This is a genomic window from Paenibacillus sp. D51F, from assembly GCF_053345695.1.
The window spans coordinates 290,630-303,661 of record NZ_JBKFAO010000005.1 but is presented as its reverse complement, the minus strand read 5'-3'; the positions used below and the strand labels follow the sequence as shown (position 1 = coordinate 303,661).

General features: G+C 58.5%; 13 protein-coding genes. 8 read left to right on the top strand and 5 right to left on the bottom strand.

Annotated elements, in window-relative coordinates; all coding sequences use genetic code 11:
* The first annotated feature begins 186 nt into the window (after positions 1-186).
* Complete coding sequence (locus tag ACLBWT_RS12145; protein ID WP_447663381.1) at positions 187-999, top strand: MBL fold metallo-hydrolase; 813 nt, start codon at positions 187-189, stop codon at positions 997-999.
* Here ACLBWT_RS12145 and ACLBWT_RS12140 read toward each other — a convergent pair.
* Complete coding sequence (locus ACLBWT_RS12140) at positions 962-1,213, bottom strand: hypothetical protein (protein WP_447663380.1); 252 nt, start codon at positions 1,211-1,213, stop codon at positions 962-964. The two genes, ACLBWT_RS12145 and ACLBWT_RS12140, sit on opposite strands and share 38 nt — an antisense overlap.
* Before the next feature lie 229 nt (positions 1,214-1,442).
* Between ACLBWT_RS12140 and ACLBWT_RS12135 the strand changes: the two genes are divergently transcribed.
* The 3 genes from ACLBWT_RS12135 (at position 1,443) to ACLBWT_RS12125 (ending at position 4,100) form a co-directional block, all read left to right on the top strand.
* Positions 1,443-2,804: a S1C family serine protease gene (locus ACLBWT_RS12135; RefSeq protein WP_447663379.1), complete on the top strand. Its 1,362-nt coding sequence runs from the start codon at positions 1,443-1,445 to the stop codon at positions 2,802-2,804.
* Positions 2,805-2,970: 166 nt separating this feature from the next.
* Entirely contained in the window at positions 2,971-3,138 is a 168-nt protein-coding gene (locus tag ACLBWT_RS12130; protein ID WP_021880303.1) for a CxxH/CxxC protein, read from the top strand.
* Positions 3,139-3,611: 473 nt separating this feature from the next.
* Positions 3,612-4,100, top strand: coding sequence for a pyridoxamine 5'-phosphate oxidase family protein (locus ACLBWT_RS12125; RefSeq protein ID WP_447663378.1), 489 nt, complete (start codon positions 3,612-3,614; stop codon positions 4,098-4,100).
* A 296-nt stretch (positions 4,101-4,396) separates the two neighbouring features.
* On the opposite strand, the gene ACLBWT_RS12120 is transcribed toward ACLBWT_RS12125, so the two are convergent.
* The gene (locus ACLBWT_RS12120) at positions 4,397-5,809 is read right to left on the bottom strand and encodes a sensor histidine kinase (protein ID WP_447663377.1); all 1,413 of its coding nucleotides are present in this window, start codon (positions 5,807-5,809) and stop codon (positions 4,397-4,399) included.
* On the bottom strand, positions 5,806-6,483 hold the full coding sequence (locus tag ACLBWT_RS12115) for a response regulator transcription factor (RefSeq protein WP_447663376.1): 678 nt from the start codon (positions 6,481-6,483) through the stop codon (positions 5,806-5,808). Before ACLBWT_RS12115 ends, ACLBWT_RS12120 begins: the two co-directional genes overlap by 4 nt.
* 294 nt (positions 6,484-6,777) lie before the next feature.
* Between ACLBWT_RS12115 and ACLBWT_RS12110 the strand changes: the two genes are divergently transcribed.
* From ACLBWT_RS12110 to ACLBWT_RS12100, 3 genes are read left to right on the top strand one after another with little or no spacing between them, the layout of a single operon-like run.
* Positions 6,778-7,527, top strand: a complete 750-nt coding sequence (locus tag ACLBWT_RS12110) for a VTC domain-containing protein (protein ID WP_447663375.1) — start codon at positions 6,778-6,780, stop codon at positions 7,525-7,527.
* Positions 7,524-8,204, top strand: coding sequence for a DUF4956 domain-containing protein (locus ACLBWT_RS12105; RefSeq protein WP_447663374.1), 681 nt, complete (start codon positions 7,524-7,526; stop codon positions 8,202-8,204). The genes ACLBWT_RS12110 and ACLBWT_RS12105 overlap by 4 nt, the downstream gene beginning before the upstream one ends.
* A 20-nt stretch (positions 8,205-8,224) precedes the next feature.
* Positions 8,225-10,354 carry a carbohydrate-binding domain-containing protein gene (locus ACLBWT_RS12100; RefSeq protein WP_447663373.1) on the top strand — a complete coding sequence of 710 codons (2,130 nt, stop codon included), beginning with the start codon at positions 8,225-8,227 and terminating at the stop codon, positions 10,352-10,354.
* 424 nt (positions 10,355-10,778) lie between these two features.
* Here the strand turns inward: ACLBWT_RS12100 and ACLBWT_RS12095 are convergent, their stop codons facing one another.
* Together ACLBWT_RS12095 and ACLBWT_RS12090 are read right to left on the bottom strand one after the other, a co-directional pair.
* Entirely contained in the window at positions 10,779-11,669 is an 891-nt protein-coding gene (locus ACLBWT_RS12095) for a diacylglycerol/lipid kinase family protein (protein ID WP_447663372.1), read from the bottom strand.
* A 217-nt stretch (positions 11,670-11,886) separates the two neighbouring features.
* Positions 11,887-12,156: an ATP-binding protein gene (locus ACLBWT_RS12090; protein ID WP_447663371.1), complete on the bottom strand. Its 270-nt coding sequence runs from the start codon at positions 12,154-12,156 to the stop codon at positions 11,887-11,889.
* Positions 12,157-12,356: 200 nt separating this feature from the next.
* Between ACLBWT_RS12090 and rlmH the strand changes: the two genes are divergently transcribed.
* Complete coding sequence (gene rlmH, locus ACLBWT_RS12085; protein WP_447663370.1) at positions 12,357-12,836, top strand: 23S rRNA (pseudouridine(1915)-N(3))-methyltransferase RlmH; 480 nt, start codon at positions 12,357-12,359, stop codon at positions 12,834-12,836.
* Positions 12,837-13,032: the final 196 nt, after the last annotated feature.

The following is a 13,032-nucleotide window of genomic DNA, read 5'->3' as shown; positions in this document are numbered from 1 at the left end:
ATTCCTTTCGGCCGGAATTTTCTTTTCCTTGGAAAGGCATGCCGCGATTGGTATGGTACAATAGGTTTTCATAGTGAAATTGTGAGCCGAGAGGCTCTGCAGCGGCATGAAGCCGGATGCTTCATGGCGATAGAGCGTAAGGCCTGCAGGAGCGAACGCCTGGAGCGTAAGGAAGGAACATGCGGAATGGAATTCAGATTCACTGTGCTGGCGAGCGGCTCGACGGGCAATGCGACGCTGGTGCAGAGCGGGGACAAGACGGTGATGGTGGATGCGGGGCTCAGCCTCAAGAAGCTGGAGGAGCTCATGTATCTTCAAGGCGTGACAGGGCATGACGTGGACGCGCTGATGATCACGCACGAGCATTCGGACCATATCAAGGGATTGAACGCGCTGGCGCGCAAATACGAGCTGCCTGTATATGCCAACGAGGCGACCTGGGCGGCTCTGGAGCGGCACGCGGGCAACGTCCCGCAAGAGCGGCGCGTCGTGATGGGCACCGGAGAGGAGATCCAGTTCGGCAGCATGGGAGTGCGCTCCTATCCGATCTCCCATGACGCGGCCGAGCCGGTCGGCTACACGTTCACGGATGACGGCTACAAGCTCAGCCTGGCGACGGACCTCGGTTATGTCAGCGACATCGTCCGCCGCAACATCATCGATTCCGACGTGCTCGTCCTGGAATCGAACCATGATCCGGAGATGCTGCGCATGGGCCGGTACCCATGGAACATCAAGCGCCGGATTCTCAGCGATATCGGCCACTTGTCCAACGAGGCCGCCGGAGAGGCGCTGTGCGAGCTCATGACGGACCGGACGAGGCGGGTATACCTGGCTCATCTCAGCTTGAACCACAACATGCCGGATCTGGCCAGGCTGACGGTGAACCAAGTCATGGAGGACAAGGGGCATTTCTTCCGGCAGGACGAGCATCCGCTGCGCGGAACGTATCCCGACCAGCCTACTCCATGGGATCGAATAAAGCGGAAAGCGCTTTGAGCGGCTCGTTGTCCGCGGCTTCCAGCTGAGCGGCCTTGGCCTCCAGCTCCTGCCGGGTAAGCAGGCCCTTTTCGACGAGCAGCTCCAGCATGGCGCTCAGCGCGAGGAGGGTGCGGTACTGGGTATCGGCCAGATCTCCCATCTTGGCGTGCAGGGTTACCTGGTCCCAGGCGTTAGGGACTCCAGCCGGCGGTTGAACAAGCTTGATATCCATGTCGGAATCACTTCCTTTGACCAAGATTGGAGCGGACCTGCAACATTCGGTGCCTCGGAGTCGTTGAATAAGTAACAGGCAGACCGGCTCTCTATTATTATTCTAGACGAATCTTCCGAAATCATTCCAAGTAGAGAAAAAACATCCTGTAGTTGAAAATCAGTCAGGCACGTATGCTTAACTATATGGCAGTTACTGCGTGCGCATATCACGGGAGGAGCGGGTTACAGTGGGATTGTTCGACGATGAGTTTTATTCGACAGCAGTATCCCGGCGCACAAGCAAAAAAAACCGCAAGCCAATCTCCGGGTTCCCGCTGCGCAGCCGCAGAAGCTGGGGAGCGGGACGCCTCGTGGCCGTATCGGCCGCAAGCGGGGCCGTCATCGTCCTGGTGCTGACGCTTGCCATCGGCAGCGGCGGCACTCAGGCTGCCGCGGTCAGCGAGGCGGCGTCGCCGCCAGCGGCCGGACTGGTCGCTCCCGGCGACGCGATCCAGCAGACCGTCGCCGCATCCGCGAAGGTGCGCCCGGCAGTCGTCAGCATCGTCAACGAGCAAGCGGCTCCCGACGGCGGCCAGAGCGGCAGCGGGTCCGCGGACAACGGAGACGGGGGCAGCGCGATGCAGCCGGATACGCCGGAAGGCCAGGCAGAGGACGCGCCGGAAGGCGAGCTGCAGCCGGCAAGCGTCGGCAGCGGCGTTATTTTCGCCAAGAAGGACGGCAAGGCGTACATCATCACGAACAACCACGTCGTGGAAGGCGCATCGGCATTGAAGGCCGTCCGCATCAACGGCGAATCGCGTCCCGCCAAGCTGGTAGGCAGCGACTACATCACGGATCTGGCTGTGCTGGAGATTGACGGCAAGGGCATCGACATCGTGGCGGAGCTCGGCGATTCCTCCAAGCTCCAGTCCGGAGAGATGGTCATGGCGATCGGCAATCCCCTCGGCCTCGGCGACTCCCTGTCCATGGGCATCGTCAGCAAGACGAAGCAGATCATTCCCGTCTCGCTGAGCCAGGACGGCAATTACGATTGGGAGCAGGAGGTCATCCAGACCGATGCATCCATCAATCAGGGCAACAGCGGCGGTCCGCTCATCGACATGCAGGGCAAGGTGATTGGAATCAACAGCATGAAGATCGCGGATGTCGGGGTTGAAGGAGTCGGTTTCGCGATTCCAGTCAACAACGTCATTCCGATCGTCGATCAGCTGATGGCAAGCGGCAAGGTTCCGCGTCCATATCTCGGGGTCTATACGCTGGATCTGGCTTCCTACTTCGCGCAGCAGAGCCTGCCGGGCTCCGCGCAGGGATCGGACGACGCTGCCGAGAGCTCCGGTCCGAAGCTTCCTGCCGATGTCAAAAAGGGCGTCATCGTTCTGGAGTCGGTCGGTCCCGCTCTGGATGCGGGGCTGCAGTTCAACGACGTCATCGTGCAGCTGGACGATCAGCCGATCAGCAGCACGATGGAGCTGCGCAAGTACCTGTACGGCAAGAAGCGGATCGGCGACAAGATCAAGGTGACGTTCTATCGCGACTCCAAGCAGGAGACCGTCACGTTCAAGCTTCAGGATAAGGCGGACGACGAGTAGTGTGATTGGAGCGATAGAGGGCGATGGATCGATCCGGCTTGCAGCCTGCAGGCCGGATTTTCTTTTATTTCCCGGAAGAAGGGAATTGAGTGCCTCTGCCGGGGATGTGGTACAATGGTAGGGACGAAGGTAAACTTACAAGATACGAAGCGGGGTAGGTCATCGAATGTATTGCGTGTGCAAGGAGCATATTGAGCTGGCTTTGGACAAGTTCGTGGATGAGTACGAGGATGCGCCGGATATGGTGAATCTGAATGAAACGCATTTTGCGAATTGGGACCCGCCGGTGAAATGTGACTTGTGCGAAGAGAAAGCGGAATTCTTGATCGTATAATCCGGATGAGATAGCAAGACCGCACGGACTGCCGGCAGGGCAGGACGTCCTGAAGAGCTTCTTTCCCCAGGCGGGAGAGAAGCTTTTTTGCCGTTGCTGGAGCTGCGGTGAAAATTGGATTCCGGTTGTGGATAAGAGAGGATTTCAAAGTTAAGCAGATATCCACATGTGGATAGGCGAGACATCGAACTTATGAACGAATTTATCCACATATTCACCGATAGCGGCAAGCGGATGAACCTTGGGTCCGATGCGGCGGCCTGGCGGCCGAGAAAGAGCTTGGCGCTGCGCTTGAGATGATTGGACAAGAATGGAAGGGTTTGCGGGGAATCGTGCGGTTTGGCTGGCTTTCATTCCGTTTAAGAAGATAACACTTGGAAAGGCTTGTAGAGTGCAAGCTGAATCCGCTTGTCGGAGCAACATGGATCTAAATGACGCAAGATGAAATCAAACTAAACGAATGAGGTGACGGCATGTCTAACGAACACACCGCAAGCCAGGAGGCAGTCGAGAAGGTCCGGGATCTGATCAAGGGAATCGATATCGCGATGCTTACGACGGTAACGGATGAAGGTCTGGTGTCCCGTCCGATGCAGACTCAGGAGGTCGAGTTCGACGGAGACCTGTGGTTCATCACGAAGAAGGAGACGGACAAGTTCGAGGAGCTCCAGCATAATCCCAGCGTCAATGTCGCCTATGTAGGAAAATCGTATGTATCGGTCCGCGGCGAAGCCGAGCTGGTGAGCGACAGGTCCAAGATCAAGGAGATCTGGAATCCGACCTATGAGAAGCTGCTGGGGATGTCGAGCGACGATCCGGATCTGGTGCTGATCAAGGTGAAGGCCGAGACGGCCGAATATTGGGAAACCGGCAACAAGGTCAAGATGGTGGCCCAGCTGTTCAAGAAGATGACGGGCAAGCAGGAGCATATGGATATGAACAAGACGGTGGAGCTGAACTGACGCAAGGATGAGGAAACGAATGAATCCAACAGTCATAAATCAGACATGCATGAGTCAGGCATGAATTAGTCAGGCATGAATGAGTCAGGCATGAATGAGTCAGGACATGAATGAGACGGAAACACGATTGATGAAACCGAATGTATGGGAATTATAAAAACGCAGGATGCGCTCTTTCGAGACGCTTCCTGCGTTTTTTTGGCCGTGCTGCCTGATTCAGGCGTAGATAACGCCGCGCTCCGTCATTCCTCTTCCTCGTGCACAGCAAGCACGAGCCGGTAAGCGGGAATTGAAGTTTAAAAAACGGAGGGCACCATGAAATAAAAGGCTGTCGAGCTGCCAGGCTCGCTCTTTGCCCAGATCCGGCCCCCATGCTGCTCCACGATCGACCTCGCGATCGCCAGACCCAGCCCGTAGCCGCCGCCGCTTCGGGTGCGGGAGGAGTCGACCCGGTAGAAGCGGTCGAAAATCTTCTCCAGATGCTCGGGAGGGATTCCCTCCCCGGTATTGGATACCTTCAGCTGAATATGGTTATGCTGCTTCATCAACTCGACGTTGATGGAGCCTTTTTTGTTGGTGTATTTCACGGCGTTGTCCAGCAGGATCATGACGACCTGGCGGATCTGCTCGCTGCTGCCGACGGTGGTCAGACCGGGCTGGATCTCATACGAGAACTCCAGATCCTTCTCGTAAATGACCGCCTCCATCGTCAAAATGACGCTTTCCACCGCTTCGCTCAGGTTGAACGGTACCTGCAGCATCCGGTCGCGGGCGTCCTCCATCTCGGTCAGGTACAGCAGGTCGTTGGTGAGCGTCTTCATGCGCTCGGTTTCCGACTTGATGTGATGCAGCCACTTGGCCTGCGCGGCGATCGTGTCGTCGCTGTTCGCGAGCAGCACGTCGGCGTTGGTGTTGATGACGGCAAGAGGCGTCTTCAGCTCATGGGAGGCATCGGCGATGAAGCGCTTCTGCTTGTCGAACGCCTCCCGGACCGGAGCGATGGAGCGCCCCGCGAAGTAGCGGCTCACAAAATAAATGACGGCCAGCATGACGAGAGCGACCAGGGAGAACGTATAGATCATCGTGGTGAGGATCTTCTGCTGGGCAGTCACGTCCAAATAGACGATGGAATACCCTTCCGCGGTACGCTGCGTGCTGTACGCCCAGTCGGTGCCGTCGAGCGTGTAGCGGCCGTTCTCGACCGGGTTGGCGACGGCGCGCTCCTTGGCCAGCTCGTAGAACTCATCGTCCATGTCGAAGCGCGAGTCCTTGGCCAGCAGGTTCCACTCCGCATCCGTCCGCAGAGCGAACGAAACGGAGCGCTCGGGAGGCGGATTCATTCCTCTGCCGCCGCCGCCCGTCTGCGTTTTCATGCCCCCATCGGAGCTTCCCAAGCTGCCGCCGGAGCCGTCGCTAGAGCCATTGCCAGAGCCGCCAGCCGTGCCGTCCATGTGCGGGCTGCCGTCGTCTCCGCTCTGGGCGGTGGATTCAAGGCCTGAAGTATCCGGCTGCTTTTTGCCGCCGGGACCGCCTTGTCCGGGACCGCCTTGATGGAAGAAATCGGAGACGCGCCCGAGCTCCATGTCGATGTCATGACGCGTATTCTGATAGGTGATCGTGTAGATGGACCCGAAAGCGACGAGCATGATGATCGAGATGATCGCCATGTTCATCATCAGGAACCGGTTGCGCAGCCGATTGAAGATCATTCCGTCGCCTCCAGTACATACCCGACGCCCCGGATTGTGTTGATGCGGACCGAAGCGTCCAGGAACGCCAGCTTTTTCCTCAGAAACGAAATATACACTTCCACGTTGTTGTGCTCCGCCTCGGAGTCGAAGCCCCACAGCTTCTCGATCATCTGCTCCTTGGACGTCACGGCCGACTTGCGCGTGATGAGCAGCTCGAGCAGCTCGCTTTCCTTGAGGATCAGCTTGAGCTCCTTGCCCTGGCACGATAGCTTCAGCGTCGAGGTGTTCAGCTCGATATTGCCGAACCTCAGCCCGTCCTCCGGCACGACCTCGCCTTTGCGCCGCAGAGCCGCCCGCATGCGGGCCAGCAGCTCGTCGGTGTTGAACGGCTTGGCGATGTAATCGTCCGCCCCGTAGTCCAGGCCTGAGATTTTATCCGAGACCTCGCCCTTGGCCGTCAACATGATGACCGGCGCCGCGATGCCTTCCGTGCGGATCGTCCGCAGCAGCGTCATCCCGTCGATGCCGGGCAGCATGATATCCAGCAGCAGCAGATCGTAGATGCCGCTGAGCGCGTAATCGAGTCCCGCCTGGCCGTCGTTCACGACGTCCACGGAATAATGGTTTTTTTTCAATAGTTGCGAAAGCGCCTCTGCCAGATGCACTTCGTCTTCGACAATCAATATGCGCATGAGCCAAGTCCCCTCCGTCTCTTCCTCTCCAAGCCGCCTTGCACGCCCATTATAGGAAGCGAACCTTTAATCAACCTTAATCCTAGCATTCAGGCGCGTATGCACCCAAGCCCTAAATATAGGAGCGCGCTGGAGAAGCATATCTGGCGGAAGAGAAAGTCCCTGAACGTCTTCGCGGACATCTATTTTTCTTCCTGGCAATTGTTTAAGTTTCGTTAAAGGTTGACCCTCTAAGCTACAGACATGAAGGGGCGAGGCAATCGCCCGATATGACTTGGAAAGGGGCGCTGCCCAGTGGCGATCGAAGTGTTCAACCGGTACGAGAACAAGTATCTGATGGATACGAAAGCGTTCTACGCCATCTACAACCGCCTGATGGCATACATGGAGCTCGATGAATACAACCGCGACGACAAGTTCTACTCCATCAGCAATCTCTACTATGATACCGAGCATCACTCGCTCATCCGCACCAGCCTCTCGAAGCCGAAGTACAGGGAGAAGCTGCGCATCCGCGCTTACGGGGTGCCGGGGAGCGACGCCAAGGTCTACCTGGAGCTCAAGAAAAAGGTATTCGGCCTCGTCAACAAAAGAAGGTCGGCGATGAGGCTGGGCGAAGCCTACGAGTTCGTCCGGACAGGCTGCCAGCCGGTCTGGCGGCAAGGAATGAACCGGCAGGTGATGAATGAAATCGAGTATTTCCTGAGCCGGTACGAGCTGGAGCCGATGACGTATCTCGCTTACGACCGCATCGCGCTGTTCAGCAAGGAGAGCCGCGATCTGCGGATCACGTTCGACACCAATATCCGCTCCCGGCGGCATGACCTGCTGCTCGAGAAAGGCGATTACGGGGAGCGGCTGATGGAGCGGGGGCAGTGGCTGATGGAAGTGAAGGCCGAGAAGACGATCCCCGTCTGGCTCGCGCAGCTGCTGTCGGAGCTCGGCATGTACCGCACCAGCTTTTCCAAGTACGGCAACGAATACAAACAATCCATCCGCCATGCAAACGCAACGCAGATCGAAAGGGAGAGAATCGTTTTATGATCGAATCCATCTTCGCCTCGACCGCCACAGATACGACGCTGACGCTGCCTCATGCGCTGCTCACCGTCCTGACCGCGATCGCCGTCGGCGCCATCATCAGCCTCACTTACATGAAGACCCAGCCCGCGTATTCGCAGAGCTTCACGCTCACGATGATCGTGCTGCCCGTCATCGTCGCGATCATCATCCTGCTCATCGGCAGCAATATCGCCAGAGCGTTCAGCCTTGCGGGCGCCTTCTCGATCATCCGCTTCCGCAGCGCTCCGGGCGATGCCAAGGACATCTCGTACGTCCTGTTCTCCATGGCGGCAGGCCTCGCCTGCGGCGTCGGCGCTCTCGGCTACGCGGTGCTGTTCACGATCATCCTGTGCGGGCTCATGTTTGTCCTGAAATCCGTGAACTTCGGCTCCCATAAGGAAGCCATGAAAACCTTGAAGGTGACGATTCCCGAAAATCTCGGTTATGAAGAAGCGTTCCACGAAGTGTTCCGCAAGTTCAACGTCGGCTATGAGCTGAAGAAAGTGCGTACGACGGAGCTGGGCAGCCTGTATGAACTGGTGTATTCGGTGAAAATGGGACCGGAAACGAACCAGAAGGAATTTCTCGATGCCGTCCGCACCCGCAACGGCAACCTGGACATTACCCTCACGATGAGTCCTGTCGTGCAGGAATACTAAGCGAAAAGAGGTCGATGACCATGAAACATCCATACCAAACCAAGCTTGCCGCGCTGCTGCTCCTGTCGGCGCTTGTGGCTGCGGGCTGCAGCAATACAAATTCGACGGATTCGGCTGCCAATGCAAGCGGCGGCACGGCCGTGAATGCCTCGACGAATACGGCGAATACGGCGGATGCAGCTGCGGCCACAGCCAAGCTGGCGGGACTCAAGCTGGCGGATGTCGTCTCCTATGACGACGACGACATCTCCGCCGCATGGGACGCGGCGAGTTCGACCGCGATCAAGCTCAGCGGAGCAAGCGCCAGCGTCGACGGCTCCGGCGCAGCTGCCGACGGGGGAACCGTGACGATCACGGCGGCGGGGACGTATGTGCTGAGCGGCAAGCTCGAGGGCGGCGTCATCGTGGACGTCAAGGACGACGGCATCGTTCATCTGGTGCTGAACGGCGCCGAGATCGTCAACTCCAGCGGACCTGCCGTGTATGTGAAGGCGGCCGGCAAAACGGTGCTGACCCTTCAGGAGGGAACGGAAAATGCGGTGACCGACGGCGAGAAGTACGCCGACAGCTATACGACCGCCGACGACACGCCGACGGCGGCGATCTACAGCAAGGATGACCTGACGGTCAACGGCACCGGCAAGCTGAACGTCACGGCGCTGAACAACGACGGCATCACGAGCAAGGACGATCTCAAGATCGTCAACGGCACGATCGCCGTGGAGTCCAAGGACGACGGCATCGTCGGCAAGGATGTGGCGGCGGTCAAGGACGGCAGCATCACGGTGAAAGCCGGTGGCGACGGCATCAAGTCGACGAACGACACGGACGCCGACAAAGGGTATGTGGCCCTAGCGGGAGGAACGTTCTCCATCGTATCGGAGAACGACGGCATTCAGGCGGCTTCCTCGCTGATCATCGAAGGCGGTACATTCGACATCGTCTCCGGCGGAGGCAGCGCCAATGCGGAGCCGCATCAGGAGGAAGGCCCGATGCCGGGTGGTTCGACCGGCTCGACCGGATCGCAGCAGGGTTCGTCCGGCGATGCGGCGGTCCAGACGCCTAGCGGCACGGAGTCGGGAACGACGGAGGCGGCCGGCACGGAATCGACCAGCGCCAAGGGGCTGAAGGCGTCGGCCGGCATCTCGGTGGCGGGCGGCACGTTCAAGCTCGATTCCGCGGATGACGGCGTGCACAGCAACGGTGCCGTCGCCATTGCCGGCGGAGAGTTCACCATCGCCACAGGCGACGACGGCATCCATGCCGGCGCTTCGCTGTCGATAAGCGGCGGGAAAGTCGACATCACCGGCAGCTATGAAGGGCTGGAGAGCGCAAGCATCGCCATCTCGGACGGAGAGATCCATGTCGTAGCCAGCGACGATGGCGTCAACGCCTCGGAGGGCTCCAGCGAGAGCGCGGATGCCGGCCAAGGCGGCGGAGGCACGGGAGCCCCAGGCGGAGCAGCGGGCAATGCCCTGCTGGCCATCAGCGGCGGGTATATGACGGTCGACTCGGCTGGCGATGGACTCGACTCCAACGGCTCGATCACGATGTCCGGAGGCACGGTCATCGTGAACGGACCGACGATGTCCGGCAACGGCTCCCTTGACTATGACGGCACGTTCGAGCAATCCGGAGGCTTGCTGATCGCCGCGGGCAGCTCAGGCATGGCGCAGGCTCCATCCGAGACTTCCTCCCAGCGCGCAGTCTTGATGACCTTCCCGGCTCAAGTCCAGGCCGGCACGCTGATGACGCTGGCGGACAGCGCGGGCAAGGCCGTCGCAACCTTCGCCCCGTCCAAGGCGATCCAGAGCCTCGTCATCTCGGCACCGGAGCTCAAGGCGGGAGAAAGCTACACGATCTCTACCGGCGGCAGTTCGACCGGCACGCAAAAGGGCGGCCTTTATGAAGGCGGAACGTACAGCGGCGGCACCAAGGTCGTCACCTTCACCCTTGGCGACAAGGTCACCTATGTCAACGAGTCCGGCGTCACGACGGCGCCGAGCGGGTTTGGCGGCGGCGGAGGCCGCGGTCCGGGAGGCGGCGGCAAAGGCTTCGGCGGCGGAGGCCGAGGACAGGCGCCCGGCCAGGGCGACGGTACGGGCAGCGTCGCTCCAGGAGACAGCTCAGCGCCGGGCACAGGAGCTTAAAGCGGTTCCGATCCGTCGTTGAATTTGGGAGACAGCGTGTTCAGCTAAGAGACGAAGGCGGAGGATCCGGTCATATCGCTGCGGAGTTCCAGAGACGATGCCAGCTCGTATGGGACCGCATCTCTGCCGGAAGGTGCGGGAATGAACGCAACATATCATTAAGCCAACCCGATTGCCGGGTTGGCTTTTTCCTTGGGATGAGGGGGAAGCAAGAGAGGCTGGGACGCCTGGAATGGAGTCAGCCTCGCCGCCTGCCAGGATGGGAATGAAGAGGATGGAAACATAGGCGAGTCTAAGTAATGCTAAGTGATTCTTGGTAATTTGCCCTTCTCATGCGGAAGAAAAGCCTCTATTGGCCGAGGCCGGCTCAAGCATGGGCATGGAATCGGCTCACAGGACAAGCAAGGAATCCATGCAGAGAGAACTATCCTTCCTCGGGAACGATGACCTGCAGATATCCCGGCAGGACGCTCATCTCGATCGGCAGCGCGGGCCCTTCGTCGCCATCTACATTGGTGCGGAGCGGCTTCGGCGAGGTGATCCGGATCTTCTTGGCCGTAAAATAGATGACATCCTTCTTGTCCTTCAGGCTGCCGAACCAGAGGGACAAGCCGGCCGCAATGGTATCGAAGACGTTCATGTCCCGGATAATAAAGCCGTGGATTAATCCGTCGTCAACGGATGCATTCGGCGAAAGCTTCTCGAAGCCGCCGACCGAGTTGGTGAGAGCGGCGAGAAATAACGGAGAATCGCCTTCCCAGCGCTCGCCGTCATGCTCGACGACGATGGGATGGGCAGGGCCGCCGAGCAGCTCCTTGATGCCTTCCTTCAAGTAGGCGAAAGCACCGAGCCTGGACTTTTCCTCCGAGGTCACCGAGGCTACAGATTCCGCCAGCGAGCCCGCTGCGACGACATTCGAGAAGAGGCGGCCGTTCAGCTGCCCCAGATCGACGGTTCTCACGTTGGAGGAGGACAGAGCTCGAATGGCTTCCTCGGGATCGAGCGGAATCCGGAGCGCGCGGGCAAAATCGTTGACCGTGCCGAGAGGGACGATGCCCAGCTTCGGCCGGTGATCCTGATCCATGATGCCGTTGATCGTTTCGTTCAATGTTCCGTCTCCGCCTACCGAAACGACCAGATCGCAGCCATCCCGGCAAGCTGTCTGGCAGAATCGGGTCGCATCGAGGGCTTGTGCGGTTTCCATTCTGGTCACCTCGTAGCCCTTATGGCGGAGCACCTCTTCAATCTGCTTGCTGTAGTCGAGCGCCTTCTCTTTGCCGGAGGAAGGGTTGAGGATGATCATGGCTTTGTTCATGCCCGTATTTCCTCTCTGATTTGGAATGGTATCAAAGGAGATTACCACTGAAAAGGAGAACCGAAGCCATATTCGGCAGGCATATATCAGGAAATTTGAGGTTGAAGGAAGAAGCCTTCGTCGTGAGAGCTTGAGCTCCTGCTGCCGCCGAAACGGGGGATGCAGCGGGCGCGGATGGAAGAAGCGCCTGCTGAGCCCGGCAATTCCGAAGCGGCCTTCAGCGCCTCAACGCCGAGGCAAGCTCTGGAGCAAGGGGGAAGCGAATCGTCACTTCGGTTCCCTTTCCAACTTGGCTCCTGAAGTCGATGCTGCCGTTCATGATTTCGATGATCCGTATCGTGACCATTGTTCCGAGCCCCGTTCCTTTCGACTTGGTCGAGAAGTAAGGGACCCCGAGATTGGCGAGCTGTTCCTCATCCATCCCTTCTCCGTTGTCCTTGATCCGCAGGACCGCCTCGCTGCCTTCGGCGCAAGCAGTCAGCTCCATGCATTTTGAACTGGGCGAGCGGGCATGAAGAAAAGGGGAGGGGAACGGATATTACAGTAGGATAGAAACGGGTATCATTTTGTTTTTACAGGATGTCGCGACTAGGGTTCGGAGCCGCTTTGCGGTATGATAGCGGCAGAAGAAAGATCCCGATGAGGACAAACACGCTTGGTCATTCGAGCGAGGATATAGGAGGAATTATGCTCGTACAGATCGTTGGCGTCGGCAAGTTGAAGGAGAAATACCTGGTGCAGGGCATCGCGGAGTATGCGAAGCGTCTGGCGCCTTATTTGAAGTTCCAGGTCATCGAGGTTGCGGACGAAAAGGCTCCCGACACGTTCAGCGACGCGGAGGTTGCGATCGTGAAGGCCAAGGAAGGCGAGCGCATCCTGGCCCAAATCAAGCCCGACGCGCATGTGATCGCTCTGGCCATTGACGGAGCGCTCTGGAGCTCCGAGGACCTTGCCCGCGAACTGGACAGGCTGGGTACCTACGGGACAAGCCATGTCGTGTTCGTCATCGGCGGCAGCCACGGGCTGTCCGACGAAGTGCTGCGGCGCTCCCAGCAGCGCATGAGCTTCGGCCGGATGACGCTGCCCCATCAGCTCATGAGGCTGGTGCTGACGGAGCAGGTGTACCGGGCGGTGAAGATTAACCGGGGGGAACCGTATCATAAATGACGGCTAATTTTTTCGTGAGGAAGAGCGTAGAGGCGCGGAAAGAGGCTGGAGCGGGTAGGGTGGAAGATAGAATAGATAAGACTTAGTTAGCTTGTTATATGACAAATAAAGGGCTATTGAGTGCACACTTCTTTCATAAGTATTCATCATACATAAATAGTGAAGTTATTTTTATAAACTGGTTATCATATAGGTG

Excerpts from the sequence above, each read along its gene's own strand:
- ACLBWT_RS12090 (WP_447663371.1), bottom strand. The coding sequence starts at position 12,156 with ATGGAGCTGACTGCTTGCGCCGAAGGCAGCGAGGCGGTCCTGCGGATC.
- ACLBWT_RS12145 (WP_447663381.1), top strand. The coding sequence starts at position 187 with ATGGAATTCAGATTCACTGTGCTGGCGAGCGGCTCGACGGGCAATGCG.
- ACLBWT_RS12115 (WP_447663376.1), bottom strand. The coding sequence starts at position 6,483 with ATGCGCATATTGATTGTCGAAGACGAAGTGCATCTGGCAGAGGCGCTT.
- ACLBWT_RS12120 (WP_447663377.1), bottom strand. The coding sequence starts at position 5,809 with ATGATCTTCAATCGGCTGCGCAACCGGTTCCTGATGATGAACATGGCG.
- ACLBWT_RS12100 (WP_447663373.1), top strand. The coding sequence starts at position 8,225 with ATGAAACATCCATACCAAACCAAGCTTGCCGCGCTGCTGCTCCTGTCG.
- ACLBWT_RS12095 (WP_447663372.1), bottom strand. The coding sequence starts at position 11,669 with ATGAACAAAGCCATGATCATCCTCAACCCTTCCTCCGGCAAAGAGAAG.
- rlmH (WP_447663370.1), top strand. The coding sequence starts at position 12,357 with ATGCTCGTACAGATCGTTGGCGTCGGCAAGTTGAAGGAGAAATACCTG.
- ACLBWT_RS12140 (WP_447663380.1), bottom strand. The coding sequence starts at position 1,213 with ATGGATATCAAGCTTGTTCAACCGCCGGCTGGAGTCCCTAACGCCTGG.
- ACLBWT_RS12125 (WP_447663378.1), top strand. The coding sequence starts at position 3,612 with ATGTCTAACGAACACACCGCAAGCCAGGAGGCAGTCGAGAAGGTCCGG.
- ACLBWT_RS12130 (WP_021880303.1), top strand. The coding sequence starts at position 2,971 with ATGTATTGCGTGTGCAAGGAGCATATTGAGCTGGCTTTGGACAAGTTC.
- ACLBWT_RS12105 (WP_447663374.1), top strand. The coding sequence starts at position 7,524 with ATGATCGAATCCATCTTCGCCTCGACCGCCACAGATACGACGCTGACG.